The 16,577-nt window shown below is 62.0% G+C and carries 18 protein-coding genes; 6 read left to right on the top strand and 12 right to left on the bottom strand.

Features of this window, described 5'->3' with window-relative positions; all coding sequences use genetic code 11:
• The first annotated feature begins 190 nt into the window (after positions 1 to 190).
• Both B5D38_RS01765 and glnA read left to right on the top strand, forming a co-directional pair.
• Positions 191 to 529: a P-II family nitrogen regulator gene (locus B5D38_RS01765; RefSeq protein ID WP_078706642.1), complete on the top strand. Its 339-nt coding sequence runs from the start codon at positions 191 to 193 to the stop codon at positions 527 to 529.
• A gap of 49 nt (positions 530 to 578) precedes the next feature.
• A complete protein-coding gene (glnA, locus tag B5D38_RS01760) occupies positions 579 to 1,988 on the top strand; it encodes a type I glutamate--ammonia ligase (protein ID WP_078706641.1) in 1,410 nt (469 codons plus the stop codon).
• A gap of 91 nt (positions 1,989 to 2,079) precedes the next feature.
• On the opposite strand, the gene B5D38_RS01755 is transcribed toward glnA, so the two are convergent.
• Positions 2,080 to 2,952, bottom strand: a complete 873-nt coding sequence (locus B5D38_RS01755) for an alpha/beta hydrolase (protein ID WP_078706640.1) — start codon at positions 2,950 to 2,952, stop codon at positions 2,080 to 2,082.
• 255 nt (positions 2,953 to 3,207) lie between these two features.
• On the opposite strand from B5D38_RS01755, the gene parE reads away from it, so the two are divergent.
• Positions 3,208 to 5,247: a DNA topoisomerase IV subunit B gene (gene parE / locus B5D38_RS01750; RefSeq protein ID WP_078706639.1), complete on the top strand. Its 2,040-nt coding sequence runs from the start codon at positions 3,208 to 3,210 to the stop codon at positions 5,245 to 5,247.
• A 37-nt stretch (positions 5,248 to 5,284) separates the two neighbouring features.
• On the opposite strand, the gene B5D38_RS01745 is transcribed toward parE, so the two are convergent.
• On the bottom strand, positions 5,285 to 6,268 hold the full coding sequence (locus tag B5D38_RS01745; RefSeq protein ID WP_078706638.1) for a sensor domain-containing diguanylate cyclase: 984 nt from the start codon (positions 6,266 to 6,268) through the stop codon (positions 5,285 to 5,287).
• Positions 6,269 to 6,368: 100 nt separating this feature from the next.
• Positions 6,369 to 6,698, bottom strand: coding sequence for a hemerythrin domain-containing protein (locus tag B5D38_RS01740; protein ID WP_078706637.1), 330 nt, complete (start codon positions 6,696 to 6,698; stop codon positions 6,369 to 6,371).
• A gap of 390 nt (positions 6,699 to 7,088) precedes the next feature.
• On the opposite strand from B5D38_RS01740, the gene B5D38_RS01735 reads away from it, so the two are divergent.
• From B5D38_RS01735 to B5D38_RS01730, 3 genes are all read left to right on the top strand, one after another.
• Positions 7,089 to 7,673: a TrbC/VirB2 family protein gene (locus B5D38_RS01735; RefSeq protein ID WP_078706636.1), complete on the top strand. Its 585-nt coding sequence runs from the start codon at positions 7,089 to 7,091 to the stop codon at positions 7,671 to 7,673.
• 3 nt (positions 7,674 to 7,676) lie between these two features.
• Complete coding sequence (locus B5D38_RS21960) at positions 7,677 to 7,886, top strand: hypothetical protein (protein ID WP_131829846.1); 210 nt, start codon at positions 7,677 to 7,679, stop codon at positions 7,884 to 7,886.
• Between the two features lie 78 nt (positions 7,887 to 7,964).
• Positions 7,965 to 9,422: a DEAD/DEAH box helicase gene (locus tag B5D38_RS01730; protein ID WP_116002546.1), complete on the top strand. Its 1,458-nt coding sequence runs from the start codon at positions 7,965 to 7,967 to the stop codon at positions 9,420 to 9,422.
• Positions 9,423 to 9,568: 146 nt separating this feature from the next.
• Here the strand turns inward: B5D38_RS01730 and B5D38_RS01725 are convergent, their stop codons facing one another.
• The 9 genes from B5D38_RS01725 to sufB form a co-directional block, all read right to left on the bottom strand.
• Complete coding sequence (locus tag B5D38_RS01725) at positions 9,569 to 9,943, bottom strand: TfoX/Sxy family protein (RefSeq protein WP_078706634.1); 375 nt, start codon at positions 9,941 to 9,943, stop codon at positions 9,569 to 9,571.
• Positions 9,944 to 9,968: 25 nt separating this feature from the next.
• Positions 9,969 to 10,334, bottom strand: coding sequence for a Fe-S cluster assembly scaffold SufA (gene sufA, locus B5D38_RS01720; protein WP_078706633.1), 366 nt, complete (start codon positions 10,332 to 10,334; stop codon positions 9,969 to 9,971).
• Between the two features lie 57 nt (positions 10,335 to 10,391).
• Positions 10,392 to 10,796: an SUF system Fe-S cluster assembly protein gene (locus B5D38_RS01715; RefSeq protein ID WP_078706632.1), complete on the bottom strand. Its 405-nt coding sequence runs from the start codon at positions 10,794 to 10,796 to the stop codon at positions 10,392 to 10,394.
• Positions 10,797 to 10,808: 12 nt separating this feature from the next.
• Positions 10,809 to 12,059, bottom strand: coding sequence for a cysteine desulfurase (locus B5D38_RS01710; RefSeq protein WP_078706631.1), 1,251 nt, complete (start codon positions 12,057 to 12,059; stop codon positions 10,809 to 10,811).
• A complete protein-coding gene (locus tag B5D38_RS01705) occupies positions 12,049 to 12,429 on the bottom strand; it encodes a VOC family protein (RefSeq protein ID WP_078706630.1) in 381 nt (126 codons plus the stop codon). The genes B5D38_RS01710 and B5D38_RS01705 overlap by 11 nt, the downstream gene beginning before the upstream one ends.
• Before the next feature lie 106 nt (positions 12,430 to 12,535).
• Positions 12,536 to 13,795, bottom strand: a complete 1,260-nt coding sequence (gene sufD, locus B5D38_RS01700; RefSeq protein WP_078706629.1) for a Fe-S cluster assembly protein SufD — start codon at positions 13,793 to 13,795, stop codon at positions 12,536 to 12,538.
• A complete protein-coding gene (gene sufC, locus B5D38_RS01695) occupies positions 13,795 to 14,550 on the bottom strand; it encodes a Fe-S cluster assembly ATPase SufC (RefSeq protein WP_078706628.1) in 756 nt (251 codons plus the stop codon). Before sufC ends, sufD begins: the two co-directional genes overlap by 1 nt.
• A gap of 26 nt (positions 14,551 to 14,576) precedes the next feature.
• Positions 14,577 to 14,999 (bottom strand): GFA family protein, encoded by a 423-nt coding sequence (locus tag B5D38_RS01690; RefSeq protein ID WP_078706627.1) that lies wholly within the window; start codon positions 14,997 to 14,999, stop codon positions 14,577 to 14,579.
• Complete coding sequence (sufB, locus tag B5D38_RS01685; RefSeq protein WP_078706626.1) at positions 14,996 to 16,522, bottom strand: Fe-S cluster assembly protein SufB; 1,527 nt, start codon at positions 16,520 to 16,522, stop codon at positions 14,996 to 14,998. The genes B5D38_RS01690 and sufB overlap by 4 nt, the downstream gene beginning before the upstream one ends.
• Positions 16,523 to 16,577: the final 55 nt, after the last annotated feature.

Raw genomic sequence — 16,577 nt, 5'->3', positions numbered from 1 at the left:
AAAAATGCAAGCAGGACGTTTCGAATGAGGCCCGAAAGGTTGCCGGAATGGGTCGAAACGCCTATCCGTGAAGCGTGAGCGGTCTGACGCGCGACGAGTGCGTCATGGACACATTGGTTGGCACGGCTCCTGCATCCGTCTGAGCGACAGACGGGAGTCGCGCACGGCGAGACGTCGAGAAGGATTTTCGATGAAGAAGGTCGAGGCCATCATCAAGCCTTTCAAGCTGGACGAGGTGAAGGAGGCTCTTCAAGAAGTGGGCTTGCAGGGCATCACCGTCACCGAAGCCAAGGGCTTCGGACGCCAGAAAGGGCACACTGAGCTCTATCGCGGCGCCGAATACGTCGTCGACTTCCTCCCCAAGGTGAAGGTCGAGGTCGTGCTCCCCGACGAGGCCGTCGAGGCCGCCATTGAAGCCATTCGCAAGGCAGCCCAGACAGGGCGCATCGGCGACGGCAAGATCTTCGTGTCCCCCATCGAGGAAGCTGTGCGCATCCGCACCGGCGAGTCCGGCAACGACGCCATCTGATCTTCCTCGCTCTCTACCCAACTTTGTCGTATCGCAGGAAAGGACCGCAATGACGACGGGCAACGACGTGCTGAAACAAATCAAGGACAACGACGTCAAATTCGTTGACCTTCGTTTCACCGATCCCAAGGGCAAGCTGCAGCACGTCACCATGGACGTTGCTATCGTAGACGAGGACATGTTTGCCGAAGGCTCGATGTTCGACGGCTCCTCGATCGCCGGCTGGAAGGCCATCAACGAATCCGACATGGTGCTGATGCCCGACCCGGAGACGGCCCACATGGACCCGTTCTTCGCCCAGTCGACGATGGCGATCATGTGCGACATTCTCGACCCGATTTCGGGCGAGAGCTACAATCGCGATCCGCGCGGCACGGCCAAGAAGGCGGAAGCCTATCTGAACCAGTCGGGCGTCGGCGATACCGCTTATTTCGGACCCGAGGCCGAGTTCTTCATCTTCGACGACGTGCGTTACAAGGCTGATCCGTACAACACCGGATTCAAGCTCGACTCTTCCGAGCTGCCGACCAACGACGACGCGGAATACGAGACCGGCAACCTCGGCCATCGCCCGCGCATCAAGGGCGGCTACTTCCCGGTTCCGCCGATCGACTCCTGTCAGGATATCCGCTCCGAGATGCTTTCGGTCATGTCCGAAATGGGCGTGGCCACCGAGAAGCACCACCACGAGGTGGCCGCCGCTCAGCACGAGCTCGGGATGAAGTTCGACACGCTGGTTCGCAACGCGGATAAGCTGCAGATCTACAAGTACGTGATCCACCAGGTCGCCAATGCCTATGGCAAGACGGCGACCTTCATGCCCAAGCCCGTCTATGGCGACAACGGCTCCGGCATGCACGTCCACCAGTCGATCTGGAAGGGTGGCAAGCCCGTATTCGCCGGCAACGAGTACGCCGGTCTTTCCGAGACCTGCCTCTACTACATCGGCGGCATCATCAAGCATGCCAAGGCGCTCAACGCCTTCACGAACCCCTCGACCAACTCCTACAAGCGTCTGGTCCCCGGCTTCGAGGCGCCGGTGCTTCTCGCCTACTCGGCGCGCAACCGCTCCGCTTCCTGCCGCATCCCCTTCGGTCAGTCGCCGAAGTCCAAGCGCATGGAAGTCCGCTTCCCGGATCCGACGGCCAATCCCTACCTCGCCTTCTCCGCGATGCTGATGGCGGGCCTCGATGGCATCAAGAACAAGATCCATCCGGGCTCTGCCATGGACAAGGACCTTTACGATCTGCCGCCGGAAGAGCTGAAGGACATCCCGACCGTCTGCCGCTCGCTGCGTGACGCGCTCGATGCGGTCGATGCCGATCGCGACTTCCTGAAGGCTGGCGGCGTGTTCGACGACGATCAGATCGACTCCTACATCGAACTGAAGATGGCCGAGGTCCTGCGCTTCGAGATGACGCCGCATCCGGTCGAGTTCGACATGTACTATTCGGTCTGATCCATTACGGATTAGCGAAACGACGATTGGGCCCCCGCTTCATCGCGGGGGCCTTTTCATATTGACCGCGCTGTTTGCCCTGTCCGCTGCCTTAATCGAGACGCGCGAACAGCCAGTTCAGCTCCTCTCGCCAATCAATCATGCGGATTGGTGTGCCGTGCGTGCCGCCGTCAAAGGAGACAAAACGGATCGCTTCCTTGGGATAGGCGCGCCGGATCTCATCGAACGCCCTGGTCTGCCTTTCCCAAGGGTAGACAGTGTCCCGCGTACCGTGCGCCAGGACCATGGGAATGAGGTGTCCCGCGGCGGCCTGCATGTGGCGAAAGCGTTCAAGGCTGGAATTGCCCCCGAGCACCATGAACGCGTCAACGGCCTTGCCGAAGAACGGCTGCATCGCCAGGGACCAGCACAACTCCCCTCCCATGGAACCGCAGGCGAGCACCAGGGGCGCCGCGCCGAACCGGCGGGATAGCGCCTTAAGAAGCTCCTCAATGCGCCCCCCGTCAGCACTCGAGAAGCTCCCCGCATCCGCCGTGACGTAGAGCCCGTCAACACCGATCATGAGGTTCTTCAGGCGATTGAAATTGCCGCCAAAGGTCCAGTCGTTCATGCCGAGGCGGTGATCGCCGCCACGGCCGTGAATGAACACCACGACCGCCCTCGGCCGCTCGTGGTTCCCGACCGTGGCGATGGCAAGAGGTCCGGCGGAGGTCGTCAGCGTCTGTTCCGCCTTCTGGCCTGACGCGATGGTGCTCACATACTGCCGCTTGGCTTTGCGTTCCGGTATCTCGTCGCGCTGGTCTATATCGCGCGCTTCCGAATAGTCGACGTCGACAAAGGCGCCATCATCGCGATAGGCGGTCAGACCGGGATAGGCGAATAACGCGTCCTTGAACGGCGGGAGAACCAGCGGCTCAGCCGCGGCTCCCTGCGCTGAAGCAACAGCGATGAGCAAACCGCCCATCAGTCTCGCCCGCCAACCTCGCACCGCGTTGTCTCCCACGAATCGTATCAGGCCGAGGTTTAGGGTACGAGGCCCATCGCCAGCAAGGCAGCGTCCGCGCTCAGTCAGTGCGATCCAGTAAAAAAGCCCGTGGATTCAAGGCTTCTCCTGGGGGCAAATGGCGCCAGCGACTTGAAGAACATTTCGTGAAAGGTTAGGTCCTTATCATGGAAACCGTCTCCAGACACGGCTCAAACCAACCGGCCCTTTCCACTGATGAGTGAAGACCTTTTCTCCGGCTCCGCCGCCCGGTCCCGCGCCGTCAGAACGCCGGCTCGTGTCAAATCTGTGGAAGAACCGGCAACCGCGCCGCTCAACGGCGCGGAATACACGGCCGCGCAGATCGAGGTGCTCGAGGGGCTGGAGCCGGTTCGCCGCCGTCCGGGCATGTATATCGGCGGGACCGACGAGAAGGCCCTGCACCACCTGTTCGCCGAGGTTATCGACAACTCGATGGACGAGGCGGTGGCCGGCCACGCGAACTTCATCGAGGTCGCGCTTGAAGCCGGCGGCTGGTTGGCCGTCACCGACAACGGACGCGGCATCCCAGTCGATCCCCACCCCAAATATCGCGACAAGTCGGCTCTCGAAGTCATCATGACGACGCTGCACGCCGGCGGCAAGTTCGACTCCAAGGTCTACGAGACCTCGGGCGGACTTCACGGCGTCGGCGTCTCTGTGGTCAACGCCCTTTCGTCCGAGCTGGAGGTGGAGGTTGCACGGAACCGCAAGCTCTATCGCCAGACCTATGCGAGGGGCGCCGCCACCTCGCCGCTGCAGGAAGTCGGCGACATTCAGAATCGACGCGGAACGCGGGTGCGCTTCCGGCCCGATTCCCAGATCTTCGGCGAAGGCGCCACGTTCGACCCGGCTCGCCTCTTCGGCATGGCCCGTTCCAAGGCCTATCTCTTCGGCGGCGTCGAAATCCGCTGGTCCTGCGATCCCTCGCTCATCGCCGAGGGATCCGACGTTCCCAGCCGCGCGACCTTCCACTATCCGGGCGGTCTCAAGGATTTTCTGGACGACACTCTCGGCAAGGACCGTCGCGTCACCTCGCAGATTTTTTCCGGGCGGACCGAGAAGGCGTCCGGTCATGGCGCGGTGGAATGGGCGGTCAGCTGGACGGCCGAGGACGGTTTCATCCGCTCCTACTGCAACACCATCCCGACCGCTGAGGGTGGCGCGCACGAAAACGGGCTGCGCGCGGTCCTGACACGCGGCATCAGGGCATTCGCTGAGGTTTCCGGCAACAAGCGCGCCGCCATCGTCACCGCCGATGATGTAATGATCACGGCGTCAGCCATGCTTTCGGTCTTCATTCGCGAGCCTGAATTCGTCGGACAGACGAAGGACCGTCTCGCGACGGTCGAGGCGCAGCGCATCGTCGAGGCGGCGATCCGCGACTCCTTCGATATCTGGCTCGCCTCCTCGCCCCAGGATGCAGCGCGGCTGATCGACTGGATCGTGGACCGCGCGGAAGAGCGCGTACGCCGGCGGCAGGAAAAGGAAGTCAGCCGCAAGACCGCGACGCGCAAGCTGCGCCTGCCGGGCAAGCTCGCCGACTGCAGCCAGTCCGGCGCCAAGGGAGCGGAGCTTTTCGTCGTCGAAGGTGACTCGGCCGGCGGCTCGGCGAAGCAGGCGCGCGATCGGATGCGCCAGGCGATCCTTCCGCTGCGCGGAAAGATTTTGAACGTCGCCAGCGCCGGGCGGGAAAAACTCGGCGCCAACCAGCAGATCGCCGACCTCGTCCAGGCTCTGGGGTGCGGCACGCGCTCGAAATATCGGGAGGAGGATCTCCGCTACGAGCGCGTGATCATCATGACAGATGCCGATGTCGACGGCGCCCATATTGCGTCGCTTCTGATCACCTTCTTTTACCAGGAGATGCCGGAGCTGGTACGCCAAGGACATCTCTTCCTGGCCGTCCCGCCACTCTACCGCCTGAGCCAGGGCGGCAAGGTCGCCTATGCCCGTGACGACCGCCACCGCGAGCAGCTCATGGCTCGCGAATTCTCCGGTCGTGGTAAGGTTGAGGTCAGCCGGTTCAAAGGCCTCGGCGAAATGCTGCCGAGCCAGTTGAAGGAGACCACCATGGACCCGAGAAAGCGGATGCTCTTGCGGGTGGAGGTGGATGAACGTCCCGAGTGGGGCACTTCGGCCGCAGTCGACGCGTTGATGGGCAGCAAGGCGGAGGCTCGCTTCCGCTTCATTCAGGACCGAGCGGCCTTTGCCGAGGACGAGGCAATCGACATCTGAACGCCCATCGTGTGGGCGTGACGGCACCTGAGCGGCATCAGGCCAGAGCGGGCTCGCCAGCGAACGGGACGCAGCAGTTTCGGCCGTTCTGTTTGGCGCGCAGAAGCGCCTCGTCTGCACGTCGCACCAGATCTTCCGCGGGCTCTTCCGGCCATCGCGAGGCGATGCCGATGCTGACCGTCACGGGATGCCCCACCGAAGCGATGCAAAGGCGAGACACGGCGGTCCGGACGCTCTCAGCCAAGTCCTTGGCCATTTGAGGCGAGGCGCCTGGAAGAATGACGACGAATTCTTCTCCGCCGACCCTGCCGACGAAGCCACCTTTGCCAATCTGCCGCTGAAGTGCGCGGGCGACGGCGATCAGAACCTCGTCGCCGATCGGATGACCTAGGCGATCGTTGATATCCTTGAAGCGATCAATGTCGATATAGAGAAGCGAGACATCGGAAGGTTCTTGGCGCTGGCCCCCGATTTCGCTGGCAAGCTGGTCGAAGAGATGCCGGCGGTTGGCGATGCCGGTCAGTGCGTCCGTCAGCGTCATTTTTTGCAGGTGGCGAGTGCGGCGGCGCACCTCGGTTTCCATCCTCTGCTTGGCCTGGGAAAGCAACTCCTCGGATTGCTTGACGAGAGTGACATCGGCGGCCGCGGCCATCAGCCCATAGGATCTGTTGGAATCCTGGCGCGGAATGATGCGCTCCTGAATCCATCCCCATTCACCGCAGGGTCGCATCACCCTGAATTCCACTTCTCCGCGACGAGGCTCGGCGAGAAGATCGTCCATCATCTCCTTGTAGGCGATCCTGTCATCGGGATGGACAAAACTCATCCAATCGATCTCGTCCGGCTCCTTGTCCGGCACGCCGAGGTAGTTGCGCCACGCCCGGTTGACGAAATGGCGCTCGCCCGACGACCCACAAATCCAAATCATGACGGGGGATTCATCCGAGACCAGGCGAAAGCGCCGCTCGGTTTCGGCGAGCGCCGATAACAGAACCTGCTCGACATTTCCTTCGGCCGCCATGCTTTGAACGGTGGCGGAAGCTCCATCTGCCGCGCGCAGCGAGCGCGCGAGACGCCGATCCAGCTTCAAAATATGGCTGACGAGCCACGCGACAAGAAACTCAAGGACAGCAATTCGCTGCCTCTTCCGATTCGATTTCCGGCGCTTCAGCGATCTTGCGAATTCTCTGCCTGAACACCCGGTGAGCGCAGGTATGTCGCTCCTGTTCCCGCGCACTCAAAGCCGAGCACGCCATCAGTCGTTCCTCGTTGCAAAAGTGCCCGCGCGCGTATTCCTCAAGGCGACCAATCAAGGTTTTGATTTCAGGCAGTTTTTCGCCGTCTGCAATAAGTTCGGCGAGTTCGTTGGTCATGGCGAACAGGCGCCGATGTTGCTGATCGATGGTGTTATTTCCGGTTTCGATACCGGCGTTCCAATAGAAAAGCGCCATGTCAGCCCGACCAAGTCGCCAACGGCGCCCTGCTGGACGGTCTGCCGTCGCGTATCATTGAAGTCGCATTATCCGTAGATGATTGTCATTGCGGAGCGATTAACGTTCTACCCGAAATTCAACTTTGCGGGGAAATGAAACATCATCGCTCTTCCAAACGCCCTCGACGGCGATGGTCAACATGCGCGAGAAGTTCTTTCGCGGCGACCAGGCCTCGCCAAACGATGAAGCTGCCCCACCTGCAAGTCGGTGTGTCAGGCGGCAAGATCACACCGCGCCGGACATCGCGAGCACAGTTTAAAAAAGGCGTTGGCAACCTGCGGCACCACCGCTTGACGGGCCTTCCGGTTCGGAGTTACCGCCATCGTCGAACGGTCTCAGGAGAACGAGATGAAAGCCGATCGAAAGGGCACCGCCGCCTGGGTTGTGGCGGTACTGCTTGCACTGTCATCGCCGGCCCTGGCGCAGGATGCCGGCCAACCGGCCACAGACTCGCCCTCACCTGCTGCGCCAGCCGATCAGAGCGGAGCTACGCCGCCCGCCGACGCGGCGTCACCAGCCGCGCCTGCGCCCGTTGCCGCCTCGCCAGAAGCGGCGGCCATCGCCAATGCGTTGCCTCCGTCGGTCCATGACATTCAGGTTGTCGGTTCATGGTCGGCCGACGACCAGGAGGGAATATGGCGCACAGTCTTGATCCAGGACTCCCACAACAGTAGCGTGTATCGCTTCTTCGTCCAGCAGATCGCCGAGAAGGAGTCTGCTCTATCCCTGGTTTCCTCGACTGAGGTCACAGAGGTTGCGGGCATCAAGGGGGCGATCCTGGGTTACCGCGCCGATGAGCCAGCCGAAGGCGAAGACGAGAACAGCCTGACGCTCTTCTTCGACGTTCTTCCGCCGGATGCGGAGGTCGCCGAAACCTACGAGCTCCACTTCTTCCGCGACGGTCCCTATGTCTTCGGACCGGCCAGCAACTGAGTGATGATCAACGAGGAAGCGGCGCCCGCGCCGCTTCCTCACCCGCGCCCGTTCTCGACCGATTTCACGCATTGTGTGCGCTCCTTCGGCCAGTGGCTTTTTCTTCTAATTTGCGACATGGGCGGCAGCGGGAAGCCAAAACAACTTATCCCCTGGACAATTCATCTGCGGCGATTGATCCTCTTTCCAAGGCAAGTGGTTGACTTCATCTAGCCAGAGCCGTATCGCCAAATTGTTCGTGTCGCGTTGCATGGCGCTGCGGCAGCCCTTACCCTTCAAGAGACATCGGATTTGATGCAGTTCACCGAACTTGGCCTGAGCGAGAAAGTTCTCTCTGCCGTCACGGCAGCAGGCTATGCCGAGCCGACGCCCATCCAGGCGGAAGCTATCCCTCATGCCCTCCAGCGCCGCGATGTTCTCGGCATCGCGCAGACGGGAACGGGCAAGACGGCATCGTTCGTTCTCCCGATGCTCACGATGATGGAGAAGGGCCGCGCCCGCGCCCGGATGCCGCGCACCCTGATCATCGAACCCACGCGGGAATTGGCGGCTCAGGTCGAGGAAGCATTTACCGTCCTCGGCAAGAACCAAAGGATCAACGTCGCGCTGCTCATCGGCGGCCTCTCGTTCGAGGAGCAGGATCGCAAGCTCGACCGCGGCGTAGACGTGCTGATCGCGACGCCGGGTCGTCTGCTGGACCATTTCGAGCGCGGCAAGCTGTTGCTCACGGGTGTCGAGATCTTGGTGATCGACGAGGCAGACCGGATGCTGGACATGGGGTTCATTCCCGACATCGAGCGCATCTGCAAGCTGCTTCCCTTCACGCGTCAGACGCTCTTCTTCTCCGCGACGATGCCGCCGGAGATCACCCGGCTGACTGAGCAGTTTCTCCAAAATCCCGTTCGCATCGAGGTGAGCAAGCCGGCATCGGCCGCCACGACGGTCGAGCAGAAGTTGGTGGCTGTTCAGAAGGAAGATTGGGCGAAGCGCGATCGCCTGCGCCGTCTTGTGCAGGACGAGAGCGAACTGACGAACGCGATCATCTTCTGCAATCGCAAGCGCGAGGTTTCCGTCCTCTTCCGCTCGATGGAGCGGCACGGCTTCTCCGTTGGAGCCCTGCATGGAGACATGGACCAGCGATCGCGCATGGCGACGCTCGCAGCCTTCCGGGACAATAAGATCCAGTTGCTGATTGCATCGGACGTCGCGGCTCGCGGTCTGGATATTCCAGCGGTCAGCCACGTCTTCAACTACGACCTGCCGACCCATGCCGAAGACTACGTCCACCGCATCGGCCGCACGGGCCGCGCGGGACGGTCGGGCAAGGCTTTTTCGCTCGTCACCAAGCTCGACAGGAAATATCTCGACGCGATTGAGAAGCTCATCGGCAACGACGTCGAGTGGCTCGACGGCAAGCCGGATGAATTGCCGGATGCCGGACCTAAAGAAAAGCGCGCCTCCGGCGGTCGGGCACGGCGTTCGCGCGGCGAAAAGCCCGACGCGGGAGCTGAGGAGAAAGCGGTCGCTTCTGAGACTCAGGAGCCTAAGACTGCCGCCGCGCCGCGCCGCGAACCCAAGGCCGAGGCGAAATCGCACAAATCGGATCGCAAGCCGGAGCAGAACCGCGCAGAAGCCCGGCCCCCGCGCCAGGAGAAGAACCGCGACGATCGCAAGCAGCGGGATGAACCTTCGCCCCTAGGCTTCGGCGACGATATTCCCGCCTTCATGCTGATCGGCACCAACACCTGATCGTCGTCCATCCGTGACGCCTTGAGGCGCTTGCCGGTTTCCGGGAGCACAAGGCCGAAAGGCGGGATGACGTTCGATGAATTGAGAGAATGCAGGGCGTCAGAGCGCTATTCGCGCTCTGATCGCACGCTCTCTGGTGGCCAAGGCTACCCTATTACTTCGGCCCGTGCTGATTTTCGCTTGGCGCGCTGCTTTCGGGGCGCCTTCTCGGCGGTGCGCTTGGCCGCCTGAAATGCCCTCTCCGCCCAAAGCGCCATCTCGTCCATATCATCCAGCGCTTCTTCCGGCAGGCTATAAAACGACATGGGCACCGGCCGCCCCTTGCGCAGATACGCCCACTGGGTGCAGCCAGCCTGTTCGAACGCCGACCGGGTCTCCTCGTCCACCTTCATCTGGATTTCGCCGGAAATGACGATGGCGACCATGAGATCGTCGCTGAAGATTCCCTGACCTCCGAACATGCGCTTGATCCGCACGGCGGGAAGCGTGGAGAAGAGATCGAGAAGAAGATCCTCATCCATGAGGCGGCCTTGGAGGGTGACGCTATCAGGCGCCGAGAGCAGAAAGGTCGGCCTGCTTTAATTCCACCGACTCACCGCAGCCACAGGCGGACGTCTGGTTCGGATTGTTGAAGACGAAGCCCGACCGCAGCACGGTGTCCTCATAATCGAGTTGTGTTCCAAGCAGGAAGAGGACAGCCTCTGGCGCCACGAATACCCGCGCACCGTCCTGCTCCACCACGTCGTCCTGGCCGTTCGGCTCCGTGACCAGATCGACCGTGTATTCCATGCCGGCGCAGCCGCCCTTCTTGACACCGATGCGCACGCCTTTCGCGTTGTCCTTGGCGGCCATGATATCGCGCACACGGTTTGCCGCAGCGTCGGTAATGGTCATCACGGCAAAGCGGCCCATGATCGTCCTCGCTTTCCTAATTCCCGATCATTCATCGCCCTGGCGGCATCAGCGTCGTCAGAACCACCCCACGGCGACCTGCGCCTCTTCGCTCATCCGGTCCGGCGTCCAAGGCGGATCAAAAACGATTTCCACATCCACATGAGAAATGCCTTCAATGGAGGCAACCGCGTTTTCGACCCAGGTCGGCATCTCCCCGGCAACGGGACAACCCGGCGCCGTCAGAGTCATCTCGATTCTGACGCTGCGGTCATCCTCGATGTCGATCTTGTAGATGAGGCCGAGCTCGTAGATATCGGCCGGAATTTCCGGATCGTAGACCGTCTTCAGCGCCTTGATGATATCGTCCGTGAGCCGCGCGAGTTCGTCCGACGGAACGGCTGACGCTTCAGAAACAGCGCTATCGGCGGAGATCGCCGCTCCCTCGTCCGTCGCGACCCGGCTATCGATGTCATCGATCATATCAGCGATCCTTCAGGCGAAAAAACGTCTCGCCTTGTCCAATGCGTCCGCTAGGCGGTCGACTTCGGCCATGGTGTTATACATACCGAAAGATGCCCGGCAAGTGGAGGTTTCGCCGAAGCTTTTCAAGAGCGGCTGAGCGCAGTGCGTCCCGGCGCGCACCGCGACACCCTCGCGATCGATGAGCATGGCGACGTCGTGAGCGTGGATTCCCTGGAGATTGAATGAGATGATCGCGCCCTTGTTCGGCGCGTGGCCATAGATGCGCAGCGCATTGATGGCCGACAGGCGTTCATGCGCGTAGTCGCGTAGTCGCGTCTCATGATCGAGGATCGCCTCGCGGCCGATGGAGCGCATGTAGTCCAGCGCAGCGCCGAGGCCAATCGCCTGGACGATCGGCGGCGTTCCGGCCTCGAAGCGGTGCGGCGGATCATTGTAGGTGACGGAGTCCTCTGTCACTTCCGCGATCATTTCGCCGCCGCCGTTGAATGGGCGCATGCGCTGAAGCATCTCGCGCTTGCCATAGAGCACGCCGATACCGGTCGGCCCGTAGAGCTTGTGCCCCGTCACCACGTAGAAGTCACAATCGATGTCGGAAACATCCACCGGCAGATGCACGGCTGCCTGGCTCCCGTCCACCAGCACCGGAACCCCGCGGGCATGCGCCATGGCGGTCACGGCCTTCACTGGCGTGACGGTGCCGAGCACATTCGACATGTGCGTCATGGCGACGAGCTTCGTGCGCGGAGAGAGCGCCCGCTCGAAGGCCTCGGCGTTGACCGAACCATCCTCCTCCAGCGGCACGAACACCAGTTTCGCGCCGTTGCGCTCCCGGATGAAGTGCCAGGGCACGAGATTGGAGTGATGCTCCATGACCGTCAGGACGATCTCGTCGCCTTCGCCGATCTCGGTCATGCCATAGGAATAGGCCACGAGGTTGATCGCCTCGGTAGCGGAGCGCGTGAAGACGATTTCTTCCGCGCTTCCGGCGTTCAGGAACGCCCGAACCTTCTCGCGTGCCGCCTCGAACGCGTCCGTCGCCCGGTTGGAGAGGTAATGGAGCCCGCGATGGACGTTGGAATAGTCCTCAGAATAGGCGCGATAAATCGCGTCGAGAACGGCTTTCGGCTTCTGCGCCGATGCGCCGTTGTCGAGATAGGTCAACGGCTTGCCGTAAACGGTCGTCGACAAAATCGGAAAATCGCGGCGGATCGCCTCGACGTCGTAGCTCGAGGCCGGCGCCAACGCTGCGTTAGACGTCATAGGATATGAACTCCAGAAGCGATCCGTCGGGATCGCGGAAATAGACGCTGAGACCACGGCCGAGCGCGCCGATGCGCGGCACCGGCCCCATCTCGACCGTCACTCCCTGAGCCTTGAGATGCTCGATCGCCCCGTCGATCACCCCGCGCCAGCGAAAGCAGAGGTCACTGTTGCCGGGCATGACGGGAAGCTTGGCGACTGGCTCGACCGTCTTGCCGGGGCCGTGGCAGTTCAGCTGCTGCTCGCCGAAGCGAAGACCGAACCCCACCTTGTCCGGCACGATCTCCGCGCCGAGAACGCGGGCGTAGAATTCGCCCGAGCGTTCCCAATCGGAAACATGGATGACGCAATGGTCGAGCGTAATGTCCATCGTCCTTGCTCCTCCTGAGGGGCCGAGCCGGGACAGAAGCAGTCCGCCCCGACTTTATCCTGCGGCTGAGTGGAGGCACGAAACCAAGCGCCTCCAAGATCGTGGATCAGCCGTGGGCTTCGAGCCAGCGATCGATGCGCGCTTCCAACGCTTCGACGACCGGCTCGTCGTCGATCTCCTCCACCACTTCATCGACGAAGGCGCGCACCAGAAGAGCCCGCGCCTGACGCTCGGGAATACCGCGCGACATCAGGTAAAAGAGATGATCCGCATCAATTTCGCCCGCCGTCGCGCCATGACCGCATTGAACGTCATCGGCAAAGATCTCAAGCTCGGGCTTGGCCGAGAAACCGCCATCGTCCGACAACAGCAAGGAATTGCATGCCATCTTGGCGTCAGTCTTCTGCGCATCCTGGGAGACGCGGATCATACCCTGGAAAACGCCCTGCCCACCCGTCACGACATTGCGGAAGGTCTCCGTCGCCGTCGTGTTCGGCACGAGGTGATTGAGCGTCGTCGTCACGTCCACGTGCTGGCCCTCCTTCAGGAGGTTGACGCCGCGAATGCGGATCTCGGCGCCCTCGCCTTCGGTGATGGCGTGGACCTCGGAGCGGACCAGACCGCCGCCGGCATTCAGCACAAAGAGGAGAAGCTTGGCGTCCTTGCCGAGGGTGACGTTGAACTGCGACAGATGCGTTTCGCCGGCGCCCTTCTCCTGATCGACGATCCAGAGCACCTCGGCGCCGTCACCTATCTTGAGGTCGGCGACGGATGTAGCGAGCGAACCGGCGCTCGTCGCCGACAGGCGCTCAACGAAGACCGCCTTGGCTTCATCCCCAACGTCGCAGATCGCATAGGTATGGCTGCCGGAGGCCGAAGGTTCGGCTCTAAGCTCGATCGATCCCCCAGGTGTCTCTCCTGCAGCCACATCGATCTTCGTCGCCTTAGCGCCAAAGGCGACGCTCAGAAGGCGGATGGTGTCGAACTCACGGTCGAGATGATTGAGCGCGGTTTTCCACTCGGGCAGCTTGTCGACCTGCTGAACGGTAACGCCGGCAAGCGGATTGACGTCCGTCGCCGCTCCGATCTCGACAACATGCCCGTTCGGCAAAAGCGGCGCCAAAATGTCGGCGTCCCCCGCAGGAGCCCCGGTGCCGGCGGAACCGACACGGCCGAGGAGATTGCGAAGGTCGGTATAGTGCCAGGCTTCGGTGCGGCGGCTGGGCAGGCCTTCCTGCTTCAGCATCGATAGAGCGTTCTGGCGCTCGGAATTCCCGGCGGCCGACCTCATGAGCGCGGCGGCAGCCCGATCGACGAGGCTCTGCTCCGCCTGCGAAAAGGCTCTGGATGGCGCGGTCACACTCATCAGGCAGCCTCTCCGATGACATCGGCATAGCCGTTCGCCTCGAGTTCGAGAGCCAATTCCTTGCCGCCCGTGCGGATGATGCGCCCCTTGTAGAGCACATGCACCGTATCCGGGACGATGTGCTCCAGAAGGCGCTGATAGTGGGTGATGACCAGGAAGGCGCGCTCCGGCGCGCGCAGCGCATTGACGCCATCGGCGACGATGCGAAGCGCGTCGATGTCGAGACCGGAGTCGGTTTCGTCCATGACGCAGAGCTTGGGCTCGAGCAGCGACATCTGAAGGATTTCCGCACGCTTCTTCTCGCCGCCGGAGAAACCGACATTGAGCGGCCGCTTCAGCATGTTGAAGTCGATCTTGAGTTCGCCCGCGGCGTCCTTGACGCGGCGCATGAACTCGGGCGTCGTCAGCTCCGCCTCGCCGCGCGCCTTGCGCTGGGAGTTGAGCGCCGTGCGCAGGAAGGTCATCGTGGCAACGCCGGGGATTTCCAGCGGGTACTGGAAGGCGAGGAACACGCCGGCGGCGGCGCGCTCGGCCGGGTCCATTTCGAGGATCGACTCGCCATTGTAGAGAATGTCACCTTCGGTGACTTCATAATCCTCGCGGCCCGAGATGATGTAGGACAGCGTCGACTTGCCGGAGCCGTTCGGGCCCATGATCGCCGCGATTTCGCCGGGCTTCACGGTAAGGTCGACGCCGCGCAGGATTTCGGTGCCGGTTTCGGCCACTCGGGCATGAAGGTTCTTGATCTCAAGCATGAAAGTTCTCTTATCCGAGCGAATGGTCAGGCAGCGGAGGGCTGCGTTTCAAACAAGCGCGCATTTTCGGGAAAGCGCGCCCACTTGGGCGCGGCGGAATGGTACAGCACCATCTGCGGCTCAAAAAACGTCGTGTCGTCGAACACCCCGGCCCGCACGGCGCGAAACGGGACATCTTCGACATCGGCAGTGAGCACGTTGGCGCAGGTTCGGCAAAACCGCTGTACGACGCGAGCACCGCGATCCGACGAGCGAATATATTCGCCGAGTTCACCACCCTCGAACTCAACGGATTCCGCCGGGAAGATGACGCTGTGCGTAGCTCCGCCACCGGTCTCTTTCTGGCAGTCCCGACACCAGCATTCCGTCATCGCGACGATGAAGCCGTGCGCTTTCAGGCGAACGGCCCCGCAGGCGCAACGCCCGCGAAGATCCACCACTTCCGTCATCCGACGCTTCCTTCGAGGCTGATGCCGATGAGCTTCTGCGCCTCGACGGCGAATTCCATCGGCAGCTGCTGGATCACGTCCTTGACGAAGCCCGTGACGATGAGCGCGATGGCTTCCTCCTCGGGGATGCCGCGCTGCATGCAGTAGAACAGCTGGTCCTCGGAGATCTTGGACGTCGTCGCCTCGTGCTCGAAGCGCGCGGTGGAATTGCGGGCCTCGATATAAGGCACCGTGTGAGCGCCGCACTCGTTGCCGATCAGCAGCGAATCGCAGTTCGTGAAGTTGCGCGCGTTGGTCGCCCGCCGCTGCGCCATCACCTGGCCACGATAGGTGTTGTTCGACTTGCCGGCGGAGATGCCCTTGGAGATGATGCGGCTCGTCGTGTTCTTGCCGAGATGCAGCATCTTCGTGCCCGAATCGATCTGCTGGTGGCCGTTGGACACCGCGATCGAGTAGAACTCGCCCTGGGAATCATCGCCCCTCAGGATGCAGGACGGGTATTTCCAGGTGATCGCGGAGCCCGTCTCGACCTGCGTCCAGGAAATCTTGGACCGTGCTCCCCGGCAGTCGCCGCGCTTGGTGACGAAGTTGTAGATGCCGCCCTTCCCGTCCTTGTCGCCGGGATACCAGTTCTGGACGGTCGAGTATTTGATTTCCGCATCGTCCATCGCGATCAGCTCGACCACGGCGGCGTGGAGCTGGTTCTCGTCGCGCTGAGGCGCGGTGCAGCCTTCGAGATAGGAGACGTAGGCGCCCTTGTCGGCGATGATCAGCGTGCGTTCGAACTGGCCGGTGTTGCGCTCATTGATGCGGAAATAGGTGCTGAGCTCCATCGGGCAACGAACGCCCTCTGGCACGTAGACGAAGGAACCGTCGGTGAAGACCGCGGAATTGAGCGTCGCGTAGAAATTGTCCGTCGTCGGCACGACGGAGCCGAGATACTTGCGCACCAGATCGGGATATTCGCGAATGGCCTCAGAGATCGGCATGAAGATGACGCCGGCCTTCTGGAGTTCCTTCTTGAAGGTGGTGGCGACCGATACGGAATCGAACACGGCGTCGACCGCAACCCGGCCGCGCTGGGGCGTAGCGTCTTCGCCAGCCTCTTCGTCAAGACGCGAAGGTTCCTCGGGCTTGCGGACGCCGGCGAGAATCTCCTGCTCCTTCAGCGGAATGCCGAGCTTTTCGTAGGTCCGGAGAATTTCCGGATCGACCTCGTCGAGCGAGCGCGGTCCCGACATGGATTTCGGCGCGGAGTAATAATGAACGTCCTGAAAATCGATCTCAGGATAATGGAGACGCGCCCAGCTGGGCTCCTCCATCGTCTTCCAGCGCGCGAACGCTTCGAGCCGCCAATCGAGCATCCATTGCGGCTCGCCCTTCTTCTGCGAGATGAGGGCGATGATATCCTCGTTGAGGCCCTTTGGGGCCTTGTCGGATTCGATCAGCGTCTCGAATCCGTACTTGTACTGGTCCACGTCGATCGAGCGGACCTGATCGATGGTTTCCTGGACAGCGGGCATTCGTATGTCTCCATACTCGCCGGATTCAAAGTCCGGTGGTTGGCTTTCGGGACCG

Source organism: Consotaella salsifontis (assembly GCF_900167365.1).
Classification (GTDB): Bacteria; Pseudomonadota; Alphaproteobacteria; order Rhizobiales; family Rhizobiaceae; genus Consotaella; species Consotaella salsifontis.
Note: the sequence above shows the minus strand (reverse complement) of the source record. Positions and strands in the feature narration are given on the sequence as shown.